The organism is Comamonas testosteroni (genome assembly GCF_014076415.1).
In the GTDB taxonomy this organism is placed as follows: domain Bacteria; phylum Pseudomonadota; class Gammaproteobacteria; order Burkholderiales; family Burkholderiaceae_C; genus Comamonas; species Comamonas testosteroni_F.
Genome location: NZ_CP043568.1, coordinates 3,109,589 through 3,133,066, shown reverse-complemented (window position 1 = coordinate 3,133,066; position 23,478 = coordinate 3,109,589). Strand labels below are relative to the sequence as shown.

Genomic DNA, 23,478 nt, shown 5'->3' with positions numbered 1-23,478 from the left:
GGCGCCGTTCAATCTTTCAAAGGAGCTAGCCATGGCTGCATTGCCCCGCGTCAAAAAGGAATACCAGATTCCGCGTGGACGCCTTGTTTTCTATCCATTCGATGCGGCGGGCCGCCTGCTGGGCGGTCGGCAGTTCGGCAACTGCCCGGCCTTCTCTTTGAGCGTGGAGGGCGACAAGGCCCCACATTACAGCTCGCAGGGCGGCCTGCGCGAGAAGGACGAAGAAGTCCTGATCGAGATCACCCGCAAGGCGGCCATCACCACCGACAACATCAGCGGCAGCAATCTGCGCATGTTTCTGTCCGGCACGGCACAGACCCACACGCAGGCCACGGCCACAGTGACGGACGAGGCGCACACGGTGGAGCCGGGCGGCATCTACCGCCTGGGCGTGACCCCAGCGGCCCCCACGGGTGCACGCAAGCTGAGTGCCGTCACCGTCAAAAGCAAGGACGGCACCACGACCTTTGCAGCGGGCACCGACTACACCGTGGACGCCGACCTGGGCCTGCTTCAGATCGCGGAGGGCGGCGAGATCGATGCGGCCACCGAGGTGCTGGTGGGCTACACGGCAGCCGAGACCAGCTGGGAGCGCATCAAGTCCGGCAACGGCGCGGATCTCAAGGGCGCGTTGCAGCTGATTGCCGACAACGCCCACGGCACCAACCGTGACTGGTGGTTCCCCAGCGTAGCGCTGTCGCCCACGGGCGAGCTGCCGCTGATTCAGGACGGCACGGACTACAGCCAGTTCGGCTTCGATGTGGAAGTGCTCAAGCCCGACAACGGCGAAGCCGTCTATGTGGACGGCCGTGCAGCGCTGATTCCTTAACCCATCTCCATCCAGACCTCCCGGCTTGCCGGGGCGGTTTGCACTACGGCCAGCCAGCGCCGGCTGCAGCGCAAACCGAAGCAACCACTTTCATTCAAGCACCCACGCCATGGCCTTCAAGCCCATTCAGATTGTGATCAACGCCAAGGACGATGCGTCTGCGGTGCTGAGCCGCCTTGGGCGCAATGTGAAGCTGCTGGGCGCTACGATTGCCGGCTACTTCGGCATCAAGGCGTTTGCGGGCGTGGTGCAGAGCGCGGCAGACTTTGAAGCGGCCATGAGCCGGGTCAAGGCTGCCACCGAAGGCTCGGCCGCAGAAATGGCCGCGCTGACAAAGGCCGCGCAGGCTGCGGGCAGCAATACCAAGTACACCTCAGTGCAGGCGGCTGGTGCGCTGGAGAACCTGGCCAAGGCAGGCCTGAGTGCGGGCGACTCCGTCAAGGCGCTGCCTGCCGTGCTGGCCCTGGCCCAGGCTGGCGATATCGAGCTGGGCAAGTCCAGCGAGTACGTGACCAAGGCCGTGATGGGCATGGGCTTGGCCTTTGAGGATGCCGGCCGTGTGGCCGATGTGCTGGCCAAGGGCGCCAACGCCACCAACACCAGCGTGGAAGGGCTGGCCCAGGCGCTGAGCTATGCAGCGCCCGTTGCCAACTCCCTTGGCGTGAGCCTGGAGAGCACGATCGCCATCATCGGCAAGTTTGCTGACGCAGGCATTGACGCCAGCCGCGCGGGTACGGCGCTGAACTCCGTCATGAGTCAGTTTGCCGATCCGACCAGCAAGTTCCGCAAGGAGCTGGGCGCAGCCGGCATTGTCACCACCAACTTTGAGGAAGCCTTGCACCAGCTGGCCGCCAAGGGCAAGGACGGTGAGAAAGCCATCAATGCCGTGGGCCTGGAGTCTGGCCCTGCGCTGCGCGCCTTGCTCAATCAGGGCATGGGTGCTCTGGATGAGCTGACGGGCAAGCTGCGGGAGGCGGGCGGCAGCGCCGAGGCCACGGCCAGGACCATGGCCGACAACCTCAACGGCTCCCTCAAAGGCCTGGGCAGCATGTGGGAGACGGTGACCCAGGTGCTGGGAAAGCCCGTGTTGCCGGCGGTGCGCAAAGGCGTGGACGAGCTGACCGGCGCGCTTCGCAAGGCTGTCGACAACGGCTTGGTTGAGCGCTTTGGTCAGACCCTGGCCACGGCCTTTGAGAACGGCCTCAAGTTCTTCCGCGCGTTTGCAGCCAACGTCAACTTCGACGCTGTGGTGCTGCGCCTGCAGGTCTTTGCCAGCGAGACGGGCGAGACGCTGCAACGCATCGGCCAGTACGCCACCAACGCTGGCAATACGGTGCAGCTCGCCTGGGGCGTGATGACGGCGGGCGTCAACGGCGTGCTGACTGCTATCTACGGGCTGGGCGCGGCGTTTGCACAGATCGCCTCGAAGGTGATGGAAGGCGTGGCCCAGCTGCGCAGCGGCCTGGCATCCGTCACCTTTGGCGGCCTGAGCGAGAGCTTTCGCCTGGCGGCTGCTGATGCCGAGGAGATGGCGGGCGCTTTTGCGGCGTCTGCCGATGCCCTCAAGGCCAAGGCTGCGGAGTCCCTGCAGGGCATGGCCGATGGAGCCCAGACAGCGCGTGATGCCTGGGATGGGTTGACGGGCGCAGTGGAGGCGGCGGGCAATGTTGCCGCAGCTGCGGCTCCCTCCATCGAGACGGTAGCCGCTGGCATAGAGGCCACGGGCAAGGCAGCCGCTAAAGCGGCCAAGGAGGCTGCAGCCAAGGCTGAGGCCGACCGCATTGCGGCCGAGAACCTGAAGCAGCTCAAGGCCGAATATCAGCAGCTGATTTCCAGCGGCAATCTGGATGCAGCCGGGCGCAAGCTGCAGGAAATTGCCAAGGCCCAGCGCGCAGCAGCCAGCACGGCCCAGGATGCGGCGCAGTCCACTGCGCTGCTGGAGCAGGCCTACAAAGACCTGGGCATGACCACCAACGAGGATCTGCAGCGCATGGCCAAGCAGGCGCGGGCTGCGTTTGATCAGTTGGAAAAGGACGGCAAGCAGCCGCCCCTGCGCATTGCTGAGGCCTGGAAAGCCATGGCCGACAAGGTGATTGCGGCCAATGGTGGTATCGCGCCTGAGTGGCTCAAGACCCAGGCCGCCGTCAAAGGTTACGAAGTAGCGGTGGACGATGCGGGCAAGGCCGTGCTCAACACCGACCGGGCCACGGCCAGGGCCGTCAGCAGCATGGTCAACGGCATGGGCCGGGTGCGCGATGCAGCCGACGGCGTGCAGGAGAGCATGCGCGGCATCGAGCATGCATCCGGCCGCGCCGCCCACGCCGCGCGTGCGTGGGAGCAGGGCGGCCCGCGAAACTTTGTCGAGGAGCGCAATGCAGGCGTGCAAGGTTCGCAAGGGATCATGCACCAGAACACCGGGCCGCTGAGCCTAGTGCCGCAGTTCCAGACCCGCCAGGAGCTGGATGCCTGGTGGAAGCAATGGCAGAACCAGTATGCGCAGGACAACCCTTTCTCGGTCAAGAGCAGCGGCGCACTGGGCAACTATCAATATGACCTGACCCAGTTTGCGGTCACGCAGGCGGGCAGGGCAATCGACCTGCAGCAGGCCGCCGCCAATGCCCGTCCCAAGCAGGAGGCCGAGCGCAAGGCGAGTGTTCCCAGCTCAGTGCCTCAGGCGCCGGCGCCTGCTGCTGCCCCTGCCGCAGCAGCACCCCAATCCGTCATCACCCACAGGCACGAGGTCGTGATTGGCGGTCGTCAATACAACGTGGGCACGGATGCGGCGGGCAGCTCGGAGATGCAGCAGCTGATGGCCGCGCTGGAGCGGGATGCCAATTTGTCTGGGGGTGTGCACTGATGGCGGGTCATTTTCTCGCGGGCATCGAGCTGCCGCGCGGCATGTTGTGGGTGGACGAATTCAACTGGTCTGCCGTGCAGAAGACGGTCGAGCGCGGCATCACCGGCGCCCAGATCATCGACGCCGCATCGCGTATCGAAGGACGCCCCATCACCTTGCAGGCCGTTGAAGACCAGGGCTGGATTCGTCGCGCAACGCTGCTGACCGTGCAGGCCATGGCCGATGTGCCAGACGCGCAGTACCCGCTGAAGCTGGCTGATGGCCGTGAGTTCACCGTGCAGTTTGCTGCAGACGACCCGATTGCCGCCACGCCCATCTCCCGGCCTGAGCTGCCTGCCGCAACCCATCCCTATGTCGCCACGCTGCGGCTGATCACTGTTTAAGCGAGAAAAACAATGCCCATTTTGCAAGGCGATATCCAGCTGCGAGCCAGCCGCGTCATGGACGATGTACCTGAGGGCGGCGGCGGGCCGTCCAACGTCGTGATCGCGTCCGGGCAAGAAAACGCCGTGATGCCCGACATTTCCGAGATGGATCGGGCCACGGGCCGCGCCAACCTGCGTCAGGTGCATGTGGGCGTGGACACCCAAGACCGCGACACCTACCAGGGCAGCAATGTCATTGTGGCCAAGCCCCCCGAGGACCCCAATGTCTCCATCACCCTGTTTTCCACGGGCGGGGTTTATGACACCCGCGCCCAGGCACAGGCCCGGCTGGAGGCCTACTTGAACAAGGGGGCTGAATGGGCAGGCTATCTCTATGAGAACCACATCAAGGGCCAGCGCGTCATTCAGATCTTCCAGCGCCCCGGCACCGAGCTGCCCGCCGTGGGCAAGACACTGGTGCTGGTGGGCAATGAAGGCCTGGCCAACGAGCAGGAGCAATATGTCCGCGCCATTCGCGTGACGAGCCTGGAGCGCACTTTCACCTATGACGCGGACAAGGACTACAAGGCCTTGGTGGTGACCATGGAGCTGTCCGACGCCTTGCGCTTTGACTTCACCGGATCTCCTGCCAGCCGCCAGTTCACACGCCAGGGCAATAGCGCCCATCTGCGCGATACCGTGGTGGCCGACGCGGGCAGTTATGTGGGCGTCACGCCCCTGCAGAAGGCTGCAGCCCTGGGCGACTTCACCATCATTGCCCAGACGATCATGACCCAGATCGTGCCTTCGGCGCAGAGCGAGACGCCGATTCCTGCAGCCATTCCGTATGCGGCGGCGGGCTTCCCTGTCTCTGCTGCCGAGGCCGTGACCTTCAGTACCTCGCAGACCTGGAATACCACCACCAGCCTGGCCTTGCCGGGCGGCTGCCTGCCGGGTTCGCTCTCCATCGTGATGGGCGGCGTCACCTTCACCGACAAGGGCGGCATTCTGATGTCGGGCACCCAGCAAATCGGGCTGGTGGACTATGCCAACGGCATTGTTACCTCCAACTCTGGCGACTACTCGGGCAGCAAGACCATCAGCTACCGGCCCGCCGCCTATATGCAGCGCATGCCGCAGTCCAGCGAGATCCGCATCACGGCGGAGAACCGCAGCCAGAGCTACACCGGCTTCATCACACCGCTGCCGGCACGCGGCACGCTGAGCTTTAGCTATCGGGCACAGGGCCGCTGGTATGTGCTCTCGGACTCGGGCGACGGCACCCTGCGCGGTACCGACTCCAGCTATGGTGCGGGCACCTATAGCGCCGAGACTGGCAGCTTTGTCGTCACGCTGGGGGCCTTGCCCGATGTGGGCAGTTCCATCGTCCAGCACTGGGGCGTGCCCACGCAGGAAACCGTGCAGCCTGCCGCCGATCTGCTGATCAGCCAGACCATCGTCCTGGCCTTGCCTGCAGGGCAGGCGCTCTATCCCGGCGCTTTTGATATCAAGTGGATGGATGGCACTACGCAGCGCACCGCCACGGCAACCGCTGCCTGGCAGCTCCAGGGAGACGCCACGGGCGAGGTGAGGGTGGGCCGCTCCGAAGTGCTGTTTGCTCCGAAGCTGCTGCCCGCCGTGGGCACGGTGCTGGATGTCACGGTCGACACGGCTCCTGCGGTGGAGGTGAATCTGCCGCATCCCTCGCGCAACGGTCAGGGCCGCCTGGCCGTTTCGGCGGGCCAAGGCGCTTTGGTGCCGTTCACGGTCGAGGTGGAGTGGAACACGCTGACCGACCAGAGCGTGCTGGGTCTCTACACCCGCGACCAGCTCAAGGAAATGGGCGTGACGCTGGTCGACCCCACCCAGCTCGCCCGCGATGACGGCAACGGCAAGCTGACGTTGAATGGCGTGCAGGTCGGTACGGTCAACTACAGCACGGGCGCGGTGGACTTCAATCCCGATGTGGTCATCAAGATCCCCAAGCCGGTGTACTCGTCCAGCCAGGTCAGCGGCGGCGGCTTCGATGGCGAGGTCGCCAAGTACCGCCTGAACTATGAGGGCATCGAGTACCTGAATGCCCCCTCGATCTATCCCAATGACGAAAGCGGCTACGTCAAGATCCGCTTCCGCACCACGGGCAGCGCCACGCGCCGCACGCTGCAGGTCACGTTTGCGCCCGAGTTCGACCTGGTCACGGGCGTGCAGGCCCCGGTGGTGCCTGGCTCGGTTGTGCTGATGCCCTCCAGCGGTCAGCCCTGGAGCGACGACGGCAGGGGCGTGCTGCGAGTGCTGACCTCAGGCGGCTTTGTGACGCGCGGCAGCATCAACTACGCCACGGGCCGTGTGGGTCTCACCTCGTGGACGCCGGGCAATGCGAATACGCTGCGCCGTGCAGGCTGCATCACCACGCTGGGCGATGCCATCAGCAGCGCCTATGTGTTCCGCACGGCGGCGGCTCCCCTTCGTCCTGGCTCCCTCACAGTGCAGGTTCCCAGGGCCTCGGGCGGATCGCAAAACGTCAGTGCAGCCATTGACGGCACCATCACGGCCCCCGGCGTGGTCGGCACGGTGGACTACGAAACCGGCCTGGTGCGCCTGGGCTTCGGTGCCCTGGTCGTGGCCGCAGGCAATGAGGCTGAGCCCTGGTATGACGCGGCCAACGTGCAGCCGGACGGCAGGATCTTTAAACCGCAGCCCGTGGTCGCCAGTGCCTTGCGCTACACGGCGGTGGCCTATGCCTATCTGCCCATGAATGCCGACATCATCGGCATCGACCCTGTGCGCCTGCCCAGCGACGGCAAGGTGCCCATCTTCCGGCCTGGCTCGCTATGCGTGGTGGGACACACCAAGACCAGCGCCCAGCTCAACGTCAGCAACAACCAGACCGTCAATCTGGCCCGCGTGCGACTGTCTCGCGTGGTGGTGAGGGATGCCAACGGCAAGACCCTGAACACCGGCTACTCCGTCGATCTGGAGGCCGGCTTGGTCACCTTTACCGATGTGTCGGCAATGACCATGCCGGTGACGATTGAGGATCGCATCGAGGACATGGCCACGGCCACGGATGTGCAGATCTCGGGCGAGATCACTTTCAACCGGGCGCTGACCCATGACTACCCCAAGGACGGCACCTATGTTTCCAGCGCCCTGCAGGCCAGCGACCGCCGTGCTCGGGTGAGCCTGGCCTTTGCGCAAAAGACCTGGGTCGATAACGCCTAGTCTGACGCCCTGATGGGGCAGGAGCCGCCCGCCAAGTACGACCAGGGTGTCACGCCCATTGAGATCACCAATGCGGGCGGCAGCACCGAGCGCTGGGTGCTGCAGTTCACCAGCACCACGCAGTTTCGTGTGATTGGCGAGCATGTGGGCGTGATTGCCACGGGCGACATCAACAGCGTCTGCTCGCCCGTGAACCCGGCCACGGGCAAGCCTTATTTCACGATCCAGCCGCTGGGCTGGGGCAGCGGCTGGGCCGTGGGAAACATCCTGCGCATCAACACGGTGGGGGCCATCTACCCGTTCTGGGTGGTGCGCACCATCCAGCCGGGGCCTGAGACCGGCATCGAGCACAGCTTTTCCATCCTGGCGCGCGGCGATGTGAACCGCCCGCAATCAAACTGAATTCCCGGAGAGAGATATGGCATCCCCTGTAGATACCTCAGTCAAGCACGCATACAGCTCCATGGCCGGGGCTCCGGCCATCGGCGGCACGGTCGGCTCCCTGATCGGCGCACTCGATGCGTTCCTGGTCAACGGCTGGGGCGCAAAGGCCGTGGATTCGGCAGTCATCAGCAACGGCATCTGCCGCCTGAACTTTGCCAGCGGCAAGAGTGCGGCAGAGGCCCATGCCGTCATTGCGGTGACCGGCGCAACGCCCTCGGCCCTGAACGGCGAGCAGAAGGTAACGGCTGTCGCCAATGCCTGGGTGGAGTTCAAGACCGACTTGCCCGACGGTGCCGTTACCGGCTCCATCAGTTTCAAGATGGCGCCCCTGGGTTGGGAGAAGGTCTACAGCAAGACCAATGTGGCCGTTTACCGCCAGACCGACCCGGCGTCGACCCGGAGCTATTACCGCGTGGACGACAGCAACGCTCTGTATGCCCGGGTGCAAATGTACGAGTCCATGACGGACGTGGACAACGGAGCAGGGGCGGCACCACTGACCATCTCGGGTGGGTACTACTGGCACAAGCGCGGCAGCGGCAGTGCGTCTTCGTACTGGGTGCTGGCTGGTGATTCGCGCGGTTTCTACTTCCTGGTGGCACCCAATACCTCCTCGACGCCAGCAAGCAATAACAATGTTGCGCTCGTGTCCCAGTACATGGGCGATTTGAATAGCTACCGTAGCGGCGACGCCTGGTGCGCCATGGTGACAGGGGCGGATACCCAAAACTACAACAACACCGCAGGGTGCGTGTATAGCGCTAGCGGAAGCACAGGCTTTACGCTTAAACGCCTGGCTCACGGGATCGGCAGCGCTGTGCAAGCAACGCGAAAAGTGTTTGGCAGCGTATCGAGTTTCTCAGGGAACGACGCGTATCTGGGCGCTTTCCCCTCGACGGTAGACAACGGTCTGCATCTATCCCCGATTTTGCTCAGCGATGGTCCTGCGACGGCGGGGCCTCGGGGCATCGCGCCTGGGGCATTTCATTGCCCGCAGACTGGTGCACTCGCCGGCTTCGGCTGGGACGTGGCAATGACCAAAGGCCAAGGGGCTTTTCTCGGCACGATGCTGCTGAGCGTTCAGGTTGGCTCGCCTGCAAGCGGCAACCAGGGGGTCGGATTCCTGGACGTGACCGGCCCCTGGAGGTCTTGATATGGCCGCCACCTTCCGAGTGACAGGCATCGAGACGCAAGGCGCTGATTTGATACTGAGCCGGTTGTTGCCTTGGGGCGCTAGCGGTGCCATGACGCTGTTGTCTGTCACTGCCACACTGGCTCCTGCGTCTGGCTCTGTTGACAACTTGCTGCTTGACGACCCCAGCACGGTCAGATTTGCAGCCGCCGATGTACGCCAGCCGGGATTTGCGCTGACGATCACGGTCGCAGAAGCCTCTGGCTTGTGGGGAATTCGCTTTGCTGGCCCGAGTCCCACTACGTGGGTCTTCGGTCATCTACTCAATGGCCCTGCTGGCTCTTGTGCACTCGCTGCTGTGAAGTGGCAGGGTACTGATGTACTGAGTCCGGCGCCGACGGTGCCTGCGAATTGGGATACCCCAACGACCTGGGAGGCGAAAACTGCGGCGGGAGCGGGCTACTGGCAAAGCTGCGCAATGTCGGCGGATGGCCGCGTGCAATTGGCAGCCCGTGCAGACTCCGTGCAGTTGTCGAAGGACGGTGGTGCGACCTGGGCCGCAACAACTCTGGGAGATCGCTCCTGGTATAGCTGCGGGGTGTCTGCAGACGGAAAAGTGCTGCTTGCGGGAAGTGCGGGTTCAAGCAATAGCTACTTGTGGCTGTCAAAGGATGGCGGGGTCACCTGGACTGCGCAGACTGCTGCGGGGAGCCTGTACTGGCGTTTTTGTGCATTGTCTAAGGACGGCAAGGTATTGCTAGCCGGTGGTGACCTCGGCGGCAGCGGTTACTTGTGGTTGTCAAAAGATGGAGGAGAGACCTGGGCAGCCCAGATCAGTGCTGGGGCGAGACGTTGGTTTCAAGGCGCGGTGTCTGAGGATGGTCAAGTGCTGCTTGCATCAGAAAGCGGAGACAGCAGCGGATACGTGCGAGTGTCAAGGAACGGAGGGGCAACTTGGTCCGCAATCACATCAGCCGGTGCCGGTTACTGGTATGGCTGCGCGATGTCCCCTGATGGGCAGCTCATGCTTGTTGGAGCCTATAGCGCCAGTACCGCCAATGGGTATCTGCAGCTGTCGAAAGATGGTGGAGTGACATGGACAGCGCTCACGAATGCCGGGGCCGATGTATGGGGTCGTTGTGCCATCTCCGCAGATGGAAGGGTGATTCTTGTTGGCAGCACCAAGTCGTCTTCAGACGGCTATCTGAACTTGTCGGTCGACGGCGGAGCCACCTGGGCCTCACAGAGGAGTCAAGGAGTTGGGCAATGGAATGGCTGCGCCGTAAGTGCGGATGGGCGTTTGCTACTGGCCGGGGTCTATCTCAACAGCTCCAGAAACCTGTTGCTGCGTGCCACAGAAGACCCGATTTACATCAAGCCGCCGTTGCGAACTTTGTCGACGCGTGGAACGCGGAGGCTCAGCGACACGCCACCGCTGACCCAAGGGGTACTCAACACGGCGCAGCTCACCACAGCCAAGCTGCTTGACGTGGAATGCGGCGGCCAGGGCCGCATCTATGGCACTGTATCGCGCAAGCTCACACCCACAAATGCCCCATTGCGTCGTCGGGTGCGCCTGCATCGCAGCGTCGACGGCTATCTCGCTCGGGAAACATGGAGCAAGGCCGATGGCTCCTATGAGTTCCGCGAAATCTCCACGCGCTACGAGTGGGATGTCATCGCCTGGGATCACGAGCTGCAGGAGTACTCGACCGTCGCCAATAACCAGTTGGCGGAGGTCATGCCATGAGCGGCTTGCCCGAATTCGAGATCTCGCAGGCCCATGCGGTCGCCCGCCTGCAGGCCACTCTGGCATTTGCGGACTCCGGCCCAGACGCCTCGCGCATTTCGCTGTATGACGCAGCTGAGCAACTGCTCGTCACTCTGACGCTCACCAAGCCTTGCGGCCAGATCACCGAGGCGGGCTACCTGGTGTTGACCCAGGCCAGCGGCGGCGGCGACATGATCTTGACCAGTGGGCAGGCCGCTATCGGCGTCTGGAGCACCAGCGACGGCAAGCTGGTGGGGCGCGGACTGGTCACGGATGAGGCGGGCGCTGGGCACTTCAAGCTGCTGGGCAGTACCGGCACCCAGCTCTATGCGGGCGGCAAGGCCATCCTGGGCGAGACAAGGATAGCCTGATGGCCGCCGTCGACCTGATCTTTAGCCGCGCCTTCAAGACCGGCAACCCGGTCGAGCTGGTGTTTGGCGACGATGGCGGCGGCGGGCAGGTGCCCAATGCTGCGCTGGTCGTTGCCGCGCGCATGCCGGGCCTGCGGGTCCGCTCCCTGGTGCATGTGCGCAAGGATCTGGTCGCTGCGGGCCGCATGCCCGGTCTTCGCTGCAGCGCCGTCGTGCGCTACAACACCGACACGCCCCGGCCCGTGGTGGCCGAGGTGGCAGCCAGTGCCCAGCAGGCGCAGCCTGTAGCACAGGGCTGGGCCACGGGATGGCAAGACACGGATGCACTGCCTGCGGGCTGGGTGTCGACCGCTCAGGACGCCATGCCTTTGCAAGAGCAGTTTGGCATTGCCTGGCAGGACGGCCAGCGACAAGGGGTGGCTGTACAGGGCAGGTTTCAGCAGGCCCAGCCTCTACCTGGAGCAACAACCCAGGCCCGCTGGCAGGAGGCCCAGGGCGTGCGCGTGGGCCTGCAGGCCACGGCGCAGGATGCCGCGCCCGTGCGGGAAGGTTGGGCCGTGCGGTTTCAGGAAAGCCTGCGCGACCGCCGCCGCATGGTCGACGTAACAGCCCAGGATGCGATGCGCCTGCAATACCTCTTCACCACGGGTGCAGGTCCATCGGTGCCGCTGTACCGGGGCTTCCATGGCTGCTACCAGCAGGCCATGAAGCCGCCCGCTGGCAAGTCGCAGACCAAACCGCCAGAGCCGGAAAAGCCCGGTTGCTATGAGCAACTGGTGGGCGGCCCCATTCGTTTGCTGTTCTGCAGATCCTGGGCCGCTTCGGCAGATTTGCTGTTCATGTGCTGCAAGGCCGTCGGGCCAGAGCCGCAACCCCAGTTCGTCATTCCTCTGCTGCCCGTCTATATGCAAGTCCACCACCTCACGGCGCATTTGCTGCCCAGCCTTGAGCCCGTAGTGCTCACTGACGTTTCCATTGCCGCCGACGACGACAGCTACTGCTGGAGCCTGTCGGCCAACGGCCCCGAGCATCTGCTCGACCAGCTCGCGCCCGTGGGCGGGCTGCCGCAGCGGCTGCTGGTCGGTATCGACGGCATGCAGTTTGTCTTTGCCGTAACCAGCACGGCGCGCAGCCGTTCGTTTGACCGCCGTCGCGTGGCCGTGCAAGGCATCAGCGTCACGGCCATGCTGGGCAGCCCTTACATGCCCAAGCAGGCTTGGCTTTCTTCCTCGGTGGCAACGGCGCAGCAGCTCGCAGTAGGCGCGCTGGAGTTCAGTGGCGTTGATCTGGATTGGCAAATCCCAGACTGGCAGGTGCCCGCCGGAGCCTGGAGCTTTCAGGGCACGCCGCTGCAGGCTGTGCTGCGCATGGCTGATTCGGTCAATGCCGTGGTGCGCAGCCACCGCACGGCAGAGCAGTTGATTGTTGCGCCGCGCTACCCGGTGCTGCCGTGGGAGTGGGGGGCGGCCGTGCCCGATGTGCAAATGCCGGCAGCCATCATCGTCACCGACGAACTGCGCCCCGATCCGCGTGCTGAATACAACGCCATCTATGTCGCCGGCGGCAGCGTGGGCGGCGTGCTGGGCCATGTGGTGCGCAGCCTCGGCGCGCGCGACAAGCTGGCCCCGCAGATTCAGGACGACCTCATCACCCATGCCGACGCCGCCCGCATGCGCGGCAGCTGGGCGCTGGCCGCCAGCGGCAACAAGCTGCAGCACAGCATCAGCATGCCCGTGCTCACCGGCGGCACCAACCCCGGCATCTTGAACCCCGGTCAGCTGCTGGAGGTGGCCGATACCGACGGCACCTGGCGCGGCCTGGTGCGCGGCGTCCACGTCAGCGCCTCCATGCCCCGGGTGCGCCAGCAGGTCACCGTTGAAAGGGTGGCCGCATGAGCACCAACCTCTACAAGCGCCTCAAGGCTTTGCTGCCCGACGACCCCGTCATGACCGGGCAAATCAGCGCCGTGTTTGTCGACGGCACCGCGCTGGTCGCGCTGGAAGGTGCCGCAGGCCTGCTGCGCGTGCGCAACCCGCTGGGCACGGCCAACGGCGTGCGCGTCTATGTGCAAGGCGGCGCCGTCACCGGCCCCGCGCCCGCCATGCCCTATGTGCTGATCGAAGTCTGAAAGAAGAAAGGAAGGGGAATGGACGACTACGGCAACGAGCTGCCGGCCACCACGCTGCAGCAAGTCAACAAACGCTTTAACCAGGGGAGTGAACGCATGGCTGCCATCGAACGAGATCTGAAAGCCGCAACCCAGGGCTTGCATGAGGTGCGGCAGGAACTGCACCAGCGCAACCAGCAGATGGCCGAGCTGCTGGAGTTCTTCACCGCCATGAAAGGCGCCTTCAAGGTGCTCAACTGGGTTGGCAAGATCGCCAAGCCGCTGGCCGCCATCGTCATGCTGGGCGGGGCCTGCGTGGCCTTCTGGACGGCCGTCAAAGGAGGTGCCAGCCGATGAACTGGAAAGAAAAACTCATGGCCGCCATCGGTGCCGGCGCGGTAGCTCTGGCTGTGCCCCTGGTGCAAAAGTACGAAGGCACGGTGCTGCGCAGCTACCGAGACCCGGTCAACGTGTTGACCAGTTGCACGGGACATACCGGCCCCGAGCTGCGCGATGGGCAGACGTTCACCCGTGAGCAGTGCGAGGAAATGCTCTACCAGGACCTGGCCAGACATGCCGATGCGCTGAGCTGCGTCACCGTGCCGCTGACCGACGGCCAGCGCGCCGCCTTTGTGAGCTTTGCCTTTAACGTGGGTGACGACGCATTCTGCCGCAGCACCCTGGTGCGCAAGGCAAATAGCGGCGACATCAATGGCGCTTGTGCCGAACTCAGCCGCTGGACTTACGCCGGCGGCAAGCAACTGCCCGGCCTGGTCAAGCGCCGCGCGGCAGAGCGGCAACTTTGCGAGGCGGGGCTGGCATGACCGGCGCATCCCGCATCTGGCCCTGGCTGGCCTTGGCCCTTGCCCTGCTGCTGGCCCTGCAGACCCAGCGACTGGCCAAGGTTGAGGTTGCTCAGGCAAAGCAGGCTGCAGAGATTGCCCAGCAATCGCAAGCAGTTACTGAAACGAAAGCGGTTGCCGTGTTGACGCACGGCGCCGCTCAACAGGAAAACACCCATGACTACACGCAAGAAATGGCCCGCCTGGCGGCTGGCCGCGCTGCTGATGCTGCCCGCATTGCCGGCCTGCAGCACGACATCAGGGGCGCCGCCACCAGGAGCGCCCAGCTTGCCGGTGACGCCGCTGCCTGCCGAGATCTCGCAGATCGGCACCAGCGACTCGCAGCCCTTGCTGGCGAAGGCGCGGGCGTGGTTGGCCAGCTTGTCGGACTGGTCGAACGGCGAGACGCCCAGGTCGACGCCCTGAAAGGACAGGTGCAGGTCGATCGGCAACTGCTAGTTGGTGACTGACATTAGATCTCGCTTCTTTTGGCTGAAGCCTTTGAGTTCGATCCTTGAGTTCTTGCAAGTTTAGTCAGTAACTCCTGCCAGCTTTGAGAAAGGTGTGCTGTCGTTACGCCGACAGCAGTTGGATGTACGGATGTTGAAAACGGAATTTCTTCGCTTATCAGCAAGTGTGATGAAAACTGCGCTTGCTCCTTGCCTAAAAGCCATACCCCTCTGGGTTTGTACTTTTCCAGCAAGCGACGAAGTCTGAAATATCCATCCAGGTACATGTGCGTGGTAGGGCGATCTTTCGAGCTCGCCCCAGCCCAAATCACAAGATTTGTGAACATGACGCTTTGCCAGAAAGACTCTTTACTTGACTGGCAAGCATTAGCGATCTTTGTATACATCCGGTCGGAAAGCTTCCCATCCAGATAAGCCTGTATATAGCTGGCATCACTGTTGTACTCAGCTCCCCAGTCGCCATACCAAGACTCACCCAACACCAGAATGCCAGTAGTTTTGAAGTCCCGGCCTATCCATGGTTGGTCATTGAACCCAGTGGGGAGTTGTTGAGGCATGACGCTAGTCTATCTGAGCAGATTCGTAGCAACGCACAGCAGCACCAGCGACTCGTAGCCCTTGCTGACAATCCACTGCGCAGAACCCAGAAAAGGCGAATGCCCCAGGCGTTACGAGCGCCTGGGGCTTTCATTCCCAACCCTTGAAAGCCCAAGGATCAGACCGCTGATGATGTTTTCCAAAGTGACCGTCACTGCACCATTGAATGCCACCGCGGCAGAACGCTATGCCCGCCGTATCGCCGTGGCCAATGTGCTGGCCGCATTGGGCATCGCCGCCGCAGGCTTGGCCGGCTTGATCGCAGCCATTCGTTGGTGGTGACGCGATGCTACGGACTCTCTGACTGTACCTTGCTGCAGCAAGGCTAAAGCCGGATGCCATTTTCCTTGCGCAATGCGGCGTTGAATTTGGGCTTTGTATTGCTGCGGGCTAGGTGCATTGTCCGTGCGGCCTTTATGCCGAGTGGCATTGCAGAACCTGCATGCGGCGGCAATGTTGTGCTCAGCGTCTTGGCCGCCATCTTGCCTGGCATGCAGATGCTCTGCCGTGCTTTGGCACAAAGCAAGAAGCTTGCTGGAGAGCCGGTATTGGCGGGCAAACGCTGGTTGATTGGCACGCTCCCACATGGGCAGGTTGCAGTAGAAGCAGCAACCGTTTTGAGCAATAAAAGCGCGTTGGCGAAGTGTTTGGAGTTTGGCCATGGATCCAGAAAAGACGCCTGCCGAAGCAGGTGAAGTTTTGCTGTTCCAAGAGCCCAAAAGATGGTGCGTACAAGGCGCTGACCAGAAGCTGTGTCGGCTGTGCATTGGAAAGACCAAATGCGGTAGGGTTCGCTTCCCGAACGGCTGAAGTTTCTCCAAAAGTGCGCAGCGATGCAACCCTGCTGTTGCAAAAACAAGAAAGGCCATGCCAGGATGGCCTTTTCTACTCAAGCGCTGGAAGCTATCAAAAGCAGACTACTTGAATGTCATGCGCAGCAGGCCTTCATCGGGCGCAGGGGGCTGCTTGGCTGACCGGGCCGGTGCAGACGCGGGGCGCCGGCCGGGGGAATTGCCAGGGTACACCGGCAGCATCACCTGCTTTTCGCGGTGCTGGGCGTGCTGGGTCAGCCGCTGCGTGCAGGCCGTTGCCAGCGTGGCCAGTTGCGCATCGGTCGCGCTCATGATCTCGCCCTCGGCAATGCGCTGCGGCAGGCTGCTGAAGGACACCACCATCTGGTCGGTCGCAATCGGCTGGGCATGGGGCAGAGTGGGGCGGCCCTGGCTGTCGTAGTTCAGGTTCAGCAAATAGCGGCTGTGCTGCCACTCGTCTGCATCGCCTTCCATCACCGCATTGAACACCGTGCGGTGCACCTGCGCCGCAGCCTCTGCGGCCAGAGAGAAGGCCAGCTCCATGCGCTGCGTGTCAGCCGGCTGGTGCAGCGCGGCTTCCATGCGGTTAAAGGCATCGATATAGGCCAGCTTGAAGGCCAGCGCCTTCTTGCCCGTAAAGCCCATGGCCAGCAGCGTAAAGCCGTCGCGGGTCAGCCGGTAGGCGGGGTAGGTTTGTCCGTTTTGCTCGCCGGTGACTGAGGTCTCCGCAAAATTGCGGACACCCCCTTCGGGCAACTGAGCGCAGAGATTGCGAATGCCGCGCAACACGTCGTCATGGCGTTTGCCAAAGTGGCTGGCCAGATCGGTGCTGAGAGTGGTGGGGATGCCGTCAACGATGGTGACGGCGGGAGAGATAGCCAGTGCGGGCTGAGACATGGTGCTGCTCCTGTACGAGACTTGTGAAGCCTTATCGCAGCGTTCTTACGCACTGCAATAAGGCGGCCGGGAGGTTAAGAACCTGGGTACAGCCAGGCGGACTTCTTCCCCTTGCGGGTCTTGTATCCGTCGCCCTCCCGGCCATAAACCAACCGTCTGCAAGAGTGCAGGCGTGCAGTGTCCGGGCGCAAAAAAACCGCCAGTTATCGGATGCGGTTCTTCCGCTGTACCTTAGGAGTTCTTACGCTCCTCCTCTTGCGAGGTATGCCAAGTATAGCGGGTGCGTTTTGGCTGGCAAGCGTCATCAATCTCGCACCGAGGTGCGGCTAACATCCGGCGTCAACATAAAAGTATGAGCAAGGGGGAGCGCGCGTGGAACCTTTTAAGCCATTTGGTCGCAGTCTGAGTGATTTTGGGGAGCTGAATCCAGGAGAAAAGCTGCTACTGGAAACGTGCAGTGTGGGTGAAATGGCAGTGCTGGGCGATGAAGTGCCAGATAAACCGACTGATAAAAACAGCGTTCGCGCCGGATTTCTTCGATTCTTGTTACTGGGGGGGGATGGGCAAGCGCCTGTGCATGAAGCCGGTGTGCAGCTGCAAGGGGCCTATTTTGAGGATAAGCTTGATCTGGATGGCTGCAGTATTCCTAATGGATTTGGTTTGCTGTCCTGTCATTTCAAGCAAGAGATTTCTGCGCCAGATGCAAGTCTAGATGGCGTACTTTGCTTGGTAGGTAGTTATCTTGAGAAAGGGATTTTTGCGGATCGCTTGCATTGCACAGGCAGCGTTATCCTTGATGACGTCATGACAAAATCGGCAGTCCATCTGTCAGGCGCAGAGATTGGTGGTGAACTCTCGTGTGAGAGCGGGCAGTTTGAAAGCGCTAAAGGGAGGGCATTGTTAGCCGATGGTGCCAAGATCGGTAGAAGCATGAACCTTCGTAATGGGTTCAAAGCGATCGGGGAAATTAAATTTTTAGGTGCTAGCATTGGAGGTAATGTCGACTGTACTGACGGATTTTTTGAAGGAAAAAATGGAGTCGCCTTAGGTTTTGATGGCTCTGACATTAATGGTGACATCTGCCTATGCGGTGGTTTTAAAGCGAAAGGGGAAGTTAGGTTAGTCGGTGCCAAGATCGGAGGAGATTTATTTTGCGGAGGTGGTGAATTTGAGAACACCTCAAAAAATTCTTTATCTGCAGATCGCACTAATATAAAAGGAGATGTATTCCTGAATAACAATTTCAAAGCAACGGGATCGGTGAGATTTTTAGGTGCTTTTATTGGCGGTAGTTTATCGTTCAATGGTGGAAGTTTCGAGGCGGATAAGGGGGCGACGATTAATGCTTATCGTGCCAATATTGTTGGAAGCGTTTTTCTAAGAAATAATTTCAAGGCAAATGGGCTTGTTGATTTGAGAGGTGTGCAGATTGGCGGCGACTTCTCTTGTCATAATGCATCGCTTACTCCAAAGAGTGGTATCGCCTTGTCTCTTAATTCTGCAGTTGTTAGAGGCATCTTTGCTTTAAGGAAGCTAAGTGTACCGGCCTGCATTGATATGTCCCACGCGGATGTAGGTGTGCTTGAAGATGATTTAGATGTTTGGTGTGTCGGCAGTGTTTTAGATGGCTTCCGCTACGGAGTACTTAGCGGGAACGTATCTACCAGTGGGCAAGAGCGGCTAAAGTGGTTGGATAGGCAGCTACCAGACCATCTAGGAAATGCCGAGTTTCGTCCGCAACCATGGCGTCAATTACAGCGCGTGTTGCGAGAGATGGGGCATACGGAAGATGCAAAGCAGGTGGGCATTGCATTTGAGGATCATTTGCGCAAAATTGGTCGTATGGGGCTGTGGCCAAATGATCCTTGCGACCTGGTTCGCGGTTTTAAGGGCATGGTTACTCGTACTGCCCATTACATATTTGGGAAGTTAGCCGGGTACGGTTATCGTCCTGTCAACTTGGTAATGTGGATGCTTGCGGTGTGGTTATTATGCGGCGGAATTTATTGGGCTCTTGCTCGATCGCCATTTAATGCCATGGCACCTTCAGATCCATTGGTTTTCCAAGACGCTCGTTATAGTGAATGCAGGCCAACGCAAGATAAGCAGTCCGATTCTGTTAAAACGCAAAAAATATTCGCTGAGCGGATAACTGGCAATTGGCCTTTCTGCTCTGAGATGCCCGGAGAGTACTCAACATTCAGCCCATTTGCCTACTCCTTGGACTTGCTGTTGCCTGTTGTGGATTTAGGGCAGGAGAAATCTTGGAGCTCCTATATACCCTCTCCTGATGAAACTGCAGCAGAAGAGTCTGTTTTGTATTGGCGTTGGGGCTACTTGGTGCGCGCTGTGGCTTGGTTTGAAACGTTGTTTGGCTGGGTGAGCAGCCTGCTGCTGGTTGCTATCATCTCCGGCTTTTCGCGCCGCAATGACGAGGAGTAGCGCTGGGAGAACTTGAGCGGGCCGAGGCCCGCGCTGACACGTTGGTCAGTTGGTCGCAAAGCAGTACATCAGCCCGGCGCTGCCAACTTTGCTGGGGCTGCTCAACGCTGCAGCCGCGCGTGTCGTCGGGGCGCATGTGTTTATCTTGCAAAGCGCTTGATGCAGCTGGTGACCACACCCCATATTTCCAGCGTCTGTCCTTCTGGCGGCACGATATCGGGGTAGGTGGGGGCGCCTGCCCTGAGCTTGCAGGTGTTGCCCTCGCCGTCCAGCACTCTGATGACGAGTTCGCGCTCGACAACCGCCACGACGATGCTGCCATCTCGAGCGCGCAGCTCCCTGTCCACCACGACGATATCGCCGTCATCGATGCCGTGTTCCTGCATGGACGGGCCGGCCACACGCAGCACAAATGTGGCCTTGGGGTGCGTGACCAGCAGGTCGGTAATATCCAGCCGCTTGCCTGCAAAGTCATTGGCGGGCGAGCCTGCGCGCGCGCTGCAATCAGCCAGCGGCAAAGTAACCGGGGACGCGATCAGTTGGACGGGCATACCACTCATGAGACGATGACTGTGCATATGTACAGTGTAGCGGTTGGCCACCATCAACCCCTCTGTGACCCTTTTGACGGTGAATGCATGCCTGCCGCATGTTGAGCTTGGAAGGAGCTGTATTCTATTAAGCCGATGCAGGTCGCTCTGTATCTGTCAAACGGCCAGCGCAAACAAATGTGCTTGAAGCTGATGGCTATGAAAGCGATGAGGGACAGCATGCCGAGTAATATGAGGCATGACTAAACCACTCACCTTTGTTCATCCGAGCGACGCTGGCATTGTTGAAGGCGAAACAAACAGCTCGCACCCCAGCTTGGGGCTCTACTATGCTTTGAAGTCGGTCGCAGGCGTTAGTGACGATCAGTTGTACGAGCAAATTTCTAAGAAGTGCAAGCTGGGGTTCGTGAATGCCCAAGAGTGGGCTGTAAACATGAATGCTGCAATTTCTATTTGGAATCAACACCTTCCGCGCACAGTGCAGGAAGTTGAGTCAGCCTATGGCATCTGACTGCGGTCCTGCATCTCCCTTGCCAATTCCCTTGGGCAATTGACTCGAGTTCTTGACGTGCTGATCTTTTGTTGGTTATCCACGAACCCCGTCTGAAGCTCCACGACGAGTCTGAGGGCGTTGGTAACACGGATACATCACTGGGTCTTTGTCCAGGAGTCGATCATGTTGGCCCAGTCTTGGAGCATCTCTTTGCGCTGCTCCCGGTACTCAGCCTTGTTGTAGACGGCGCGCACGCCTTTTTGCTCGTGAGCCAGGGCCTTCTCAATCCAGTCCGAGTTGTAGCCCGCCTCATGCAGGATCGTGGAACCTGTGCGGCGCATATCGTGCGGGCCAAACTTTCCCAGCGGCTGATGGTCCTTCTGGGCATATTCCCAGCTGGAGGTCATGACCCGGTTCAGAGTAGCAGCGCTCATCGGGCGGTGGGATTCGTAGCGGCTCGGAAAGACATATTCAGAACTGCCAGCGAACATTTTCAAGGCGTGCAGCAGGTCGACAGCCTGTTGAGAGAGAAACACCACATGAGGGCGACGAGCCTTCATTCTGGCCGCCGGGATGGTGAGGGTGCCTTCGGTGAAGCTCACATTCGTCCACATGGCGTTGGTCAGTTCGCCCTTGCGTAGCAGGGTGAGGAGCAACAGCTTGCATGCCGCGCGAATGCTGGGTGTTGTGCCCACTTTTTCGAGGTACTTGTAGAAGAGTCCGATTTCCTCTTTGGAGAGGGCGCGATCTTTGGGCTCAAAGGTCGCGATGGTGCTTGGTGCCACTTCTTCAGCGGGGTTGAGAACCTTCTGTCCGCGCTCGATGGCATAGCGAAACACCAGAAGAGTGATCTCTCGGGCGTGCACGGCAGTTGCTGGAGCGCCGCGGGCGACGATGGCATCAGCCATGGCGCGCACATCCTCCCCGGTGATCTCCCGCAGTTGCAGCTTGCCGAACCGGCCCTGGACATCGCGCTCATAGACGGATCGGCGCATATCTCGGGTACTGTCGGCCATCTTGTGGCCCTTCATCCATTTGTCGGCCCATTCGCCAAACGTCCCGCCCGCTTCATCACGTGACTTGGTGCGGATCTTCTCGCGGGCAGGGCTGATGCCTTCTTGAACCAGCTTCTTTGCTGCCAGCTGTTTTTCACGCGCTTCAGCAAGCGTGATTCCGCCGATACCATACGCGCCGATCGTGAGCGTCTCCTGGCGCCCATTGATCCTATAGTTATAGCGAAAGCTTATTGCTCCACTAGCGGTTACGGCCACATAGAGGCCATCTCGATCGGAGACTTTGTACAGCTTGCCAGTGGGCTTGAGAGAGCGGATCTTGGTATCGGTGAGCATGGTTTAGCCTCGTTTTCACTGCTTCGATACCATCAGCAAACAAGTGCGTTTTTGTGCATGGTATCGTCTTTAAAATCAAAGACTTAGGTGATTTTGATACCATCAACTGCAGAAAGCAGGGTTGATGGTATCGACGAGGCGGATGGTATGGGCGACGCTCGGTACCATGCAAAGTGCCATCGAAACCCACCGACTTCGTAAGACCGGCTAGTTCCAGATAGAGCTAGATAGAAATGAAAAAAGCCCGTGAAAACACGGGCTTACATGAGAAAAAAGTCTAAAGGTTGCGAGTCAGTTCACGACAGCCCTTTATTCCCACTCGATGGTTGCTGGTGGCTTGGTGCTCACGTCATAGGTGACGCGGTTGATGCCGCGCACTTCGTTGATGATGCGGCCGGAGACCTTCTTGAGCAGGCCGTAGGGCAGCTCGGCCCAGTCGGCAGTCATGAAGTCGCTGGTGACCACGGCGCGCAGGGCCACGACGTAGTCGTAGGTGCGGCCGTCACCCATCACGCCCACGCTCTTGACGGGCAGGAACACGGTAAAGGCCTGGCTGGTCAGGTCGTACCAGCTCTTGCCGGTCTTTTCGTCGATCCAGTTGTTCAGCTCTTCGATGAAGATGGCATCTGCGCGGCGCAGCAGGTCGGCATATTCCTTCTTCACTTCGCCCAGAATGCGCACGCCCAGGCCGGGGCCGGGGAAGGGGTGGCGGTAGACCATGCCGCGGGGCAGGCCCAGGGCCACGCCCAGTTCGCGCACTTCGTCCTTGAACAGGTCGCGCAGGGGCTCCAGCAGCTTCAGGCCCAGCTGCTCGGGCAGGCCGCCGACGTTGTGGTGGCTCTTGATCGTGACGGCCTTCTTGCTCTTGGCGCCGCCGGACTCGATCACGTCAGGATAGATGGTGCCCTGGGCCAGGAAGGTGGCGCCCTTGGAGCCAGCGTTGGCGGCCTTGAGCTTTTCGGCCTCGGCCTTGAATACGTCCACGAACAGGCGGCCGATGATCTTGCGCTTTTGCTCGGGCTCGGACACGCCGGCCAGCTCGCCCAGGAACAGAGCGGAGGCATCGACGCGCACGACCTTGGCGTGAAGCTTGCCTTCGAACATGTCCATGACCATATCGCCTTCGTTCAGGCGCAACAGACCGTGATCGACGAACACGCAGGTCAGCTGGTCGCCGATGGCGCGGTGGATCAGGGCAGCAGCTACGGACGAATCCACGCCGCCGGACAGGCCCAGGATCACTTCTTCATCGCCCACCTGTTCGCGGATCCTGGCCACGGCTTCTTCGATGTAGTCGCCCATGATCCAGTCTGCCTGCGTGCCGCAGATGTCGAGCACAAAGCGGTTGAGCAGCGCCTGGCCCTGCACGGTGTGCGTGACTTCGGGGTGGAACTGCACGGCGTAGTAGCGACGCGCTTCGTCGGCCATGCCGGCAATGGGGCAGGACGGCGTGGAGGCCATGACCTTGAAGCCCGGAGGCAGCTCGGTGACCTTGTCGCCGTGGCTCATCCAGACCTTGAGCATGCCGTGGCCTTCGGCTGTGGCGAAGTCTTCGATGCCTTCCAGCAGCTTGGTGTGGCCATGGGCGCGCACTTCGGCGTAACCGAATTCGCGGGTGTTGGAGCCTTCGACCTTGCCGCCCAGCTGGGTGGCCATGGTCTGCATGCCGTAGCAAATACCCAGCACGGGCAGGTTCAGCTCGAACACGGCGTCGGGAGCGCGGTCGTCCACTTCGTAGACGGAGGCATGGCTGCCCGACAGGATGATGCCCTTGAGCTTGCCGTCGGCGGCAAACTCGCGCACCCAGTCGCTGCTCACATCGCAGGGGTGGACTTCGCAGTAGACATTGGCTTCGCGCACGCGGCGAGCAATCAGCTGCGTGACCTGGGAGCCGAAGTCCAGAATAAGAATCTTGTCGTGTTGCATG

At 61.2% G+C, this 23,478-nt stretch carries 21 protein-coding genes and 1 pseudogene; 16 read left to right on the top strand and 6 right to left on the bottom strand.

The genetic code is table 11. The annotated features are described in order from the left end of the window. Window positions 1-31 precede the first annotated feature (31 nt). The 13 genes from F0P97_RS14255 (at window position 32) to F0P97_RS14200 (ending at window position 14,410) form a co-directional block, all read left to right on the top strand. A complete protein-coding gene (locus tag F0P97_RS14255) occupies window positions 32-829 on the top strand; it encodes a hypothetical protein (protein WP_182282917.1) in 798 nt (265 codons plus the stop codon). A gap of 109 nt (window positions 830-938) precedes the next feature. Further along, entirely contained in the window at window positions 939-3,686 is a 2,748-nt protein-coding gene (locus F0P97_RS14250) for a phage tail tape measure protein (RefSeq protein WP_182282916.1), read from the top strand. Further along, window positions 3,686-4,069: a hypothetical protein gene (locus F0P97_RS14245; protein WP_232537933.1), complete on the top strand. Its 384-nt coding sequence runs from the start codon at window positions 3,686-3,688 to the stop codon at window positions 4,067-4,069. The genes F0P97_RS14250 and F0P97_RS14245 overlap by 1 nt, the downstream gene beginning before the upstream one ends. 12 nt (window positions 4,070-4,081) lie before the next feature. After that, a complete protein-coding gene (locus tag F0P97_RS14240; RefSeq protein ID WP_232537932.1) occupies window positions 4,082-7,273 on the top strand; it encodes a hypothetical protein in 3,192 nt (1,063 codons plus the stop codon). Between the two features lie 12 nt (window positions 7,274-7,285). Beyond that, on the top strand, window positions 7,286-7,675 hold the full coding sequence (locus F0P97_RS27605; RefSeq protein WP_232537931.1) for a hypothetical protein: 390 nt from the start codon (window positions 7,286-7,288) through the stop codon (window positions 7,673-7,675). Window positions 7,676-7,691: 16 nt separating this feature from the next. Next, on the top strand, window positions 7,692-8,870 hold the full coding sequence (locus F0P97_RS14235) for a hypothetical protein (protein WP_182282915.1): 1,179 nt from the start codon (window positions 7,692-7,694) through the stop codon (window positions 8,868-8,870). A gap of 1 nt (window position 8,871) precedes the next feature. Further along, window positions 8,872-10,599 carry a hypothetical protein gene (locus tag F0P97_RS14230; protein WP_182282914.1) on the top strand — a complete coding sequence of 576 codons (1,728 nt, stop codon included), beginning with the start codon at window positions 8,872-8,874 and terminating at the stop codon, window positions 10,597-10,599. Beyond that, window positions 10,596-10,991, top strand: a complete 396-nt coding sequence (locus F0P97_RS14225; RefSeq protein ID WP_182282913.1) for a hypothetical protein — start codon at window positions 10,596-10,598, stop codon at window positions 10,989-10,991. The genes F0P97_RS14230 and F0P97_RS14225 overlap by 4 nt, the downstream gene beginning before the upstream one ends. Further along, the gene (locus F0P97_RS14220; protein WP_182282912.1) at window positions 10,991-12,886 is read left to right on the top strand and encodes a hypothetical protein; all 1,896 of its coding nucleotides are present in this window, start codon (window positions 10,991-10,993) and stop codon (window positions 12,884-12,886) included. The genes F0P97_RS14225 and F0P97_RS14220 overlap by 1 nt, the downstream gene beginning before the upstream one ends. After that, the gene (locus F0P97_RS14215; RefSeq protein ID WP_182282911.1) at window positions 12,883-13,119 is read left to right on the top strand and encodes a hypothetical protein; all 237 of its coding nucleotides are present in this window, start codon (window positions 12,883-12,885) and stop codon (window positions 13,117-13,119) included. Before F0P97_RS14220 ends, F0P97_RS14215 begins: the two co-directional genes overlap by 4 nt. Window positions 13,120-13,137: 18 nt before the next feature. Beyond that, window positions 13,138-13,455, top strand: a complete 318-nt coding sequence (locus F0P97_RS14210) for a hypothetical protein (protein ID WP_182282910.1) — start codon at window positions 13,138-13,140, stop codon at window positions 13,453-13,455. Continuing rightward, window positions 13,452-13,922, top strand: coding sequence for a lysozyme (locus tag F0P97_RS14205; protein WP_182282909.1), 471 nt, complete (start codon window positions 13,452-13,454; stop codon window positions 13,920-13,922). The genes F0P97_RS14210 and F0P97_RS14205 overlap by 4 nt, the downstream gene beginning before the upstream one ends. Beyond that, complete coding sequence (locus F0P97_RS14200) at window positions 13,919-14,410, top strand: hypothetical protein (RefSeq protein ID WP_182282908.1); 492 nt, start codon at window positions 13,919-13,921, stop codon at window positions 14,408-14,410. The genes F0P97_RS14205 and F0P97_RS14200 overlap by 4 nt, the downstream gene beginning before the upstream one ends. A gap of 2 nt (window positions 14,411-14,412) precedes the next feature. Here F0P97_RS14200 and F0P97_RS14195 read toward each other — a convergent pair whose 3' ends face one another. Beyond that, on the bottom strand, window positions 14,413-14,967 hold the full coding sequence (locus F0P97_RS14195) for a hypothetical protein (protein ID WP_182282907.1): 555 nt from the start codon (window positions 14,965-14,967) through the stop codon (window positions 14,413-14,415). A gap of 169 nt (window positions 14,968-15,136) precedes the next feature. On the opposite strand from F0P97_RS14195, the gene F0P97_RS14190 reads away from it, so the two are divergent. Then, window positions 15,137-15,289: a hypothetical protein gene (locus F0P97_RS14190; RefSeq protein WP_182282906.1), complete on the top strand. Its 153-nt coding sequence runs from the start codon at window positions 15,137-15,139 to the stop codon at window positions 15,287-15,289. Window positions 15,290-15,465: 176 nt separating this feature from the next. On the opposite strand, the pseudogene F0P97_RS28065 reads toward F0P97_RS14190, so the two are convergent. Next, a pseudogene (locus F0P97_RS28065) lies at window positions 15,466-15,594 on the bottom strand (restriction endonuclease); the annotation flags it as partial. 330 nt (window positions 15,595-15,924) lie between these two features. Next, window positions 15,925-16,716 (bottom strand): Rha family transcriptional regulator, encoded by a 792-nt coding sequence (locus F0P97_RS14180; RefSeq protein ID WP_182282904.1) that lies wholly within the window; start codon window positions 16,714-16,716, stop codon window positions 15,925-15,927. A gap of 372 nt (window positions 16,717-17,088) precedes the next feature. On the opposite strand from F0P97_RS14180, the gene F0P97_RS14175 reads away from it, so the two are divergent. Next, complete coding sequence (locus F0P97_RS14175; RefSeq protein ID WP_182282903.1) at window positions 17,089-19,158, top strand: hypothetical protein; 2,070 nt, start codon at window positions 17,089-17,091, stop codon at window positions 19,156-19,158. Window positions 19,159-19,298: 140 nt separating this feature from the next. Here the strand turns inward: F0P97_RS14175 and F0P97_RS14170 are convergent, their stop codons facing one another. After that, window positions 19,299-19,709: a LexA family protein gene (locus tag F0P97_RS14170; RefSeq protein ID WP_182282902.1), complete on the bottom strand. Its 411-nt coding sequence runs from the start codon at window positions 19,707-19,709 to the stop codon at window positions 19,299-19,301. Between the two features lie 238 nt (window positions 19,710-19,947). Between F0P97_RS14170 and F0P97_RS14165 the strand changes: the two genes are divergently transcribed. Continuing rightward, window positions 19,948-20,220, top strand: coding sequence for a hypothetical protein (locus F0P97_RS14165; protein ID WP_182282901.1), 273 nt, complete (start codon window positions 19,948-19,950; stop codon window positions 20,218-20,220). A 137-nt stretch (window positions 20,221-20,357) separates the two neighbouring features. Here the strand turns inward: F0P97_RS14165 and F0P97_RS14160 are convergent, their stop codons facing one another. Then, window positions 20,358-21,551, bottom strand: a complete 1,194-nt coding sequence (locus F0P97_RS14160; RefSeq protein ID WP_182282900.1) for a tyrosine-type recombinase/integrase — start codon at window positions 21,549-21,551, stop codon at window positions 20,358-20,360. A gap of 309 nt (window positions 21,552-21,860) precedes the next feature. Then, window positions 21,861-23,477 carry a glutamine-hydrolyzing GMP synthase gene (guaA, locus tag F0P97_RS14155; RefSeq protein ID WP_182282899.1) on the bottom strand — a complete coding sequence of 539 codons (1,617 nt, stop codon included), beginning with the start codon at window positions 23,475-23,477 and terminating at the stop codon, window positions 21,861-21,863. Window position 23,478 lies beyond the last annotated feature (1 nt).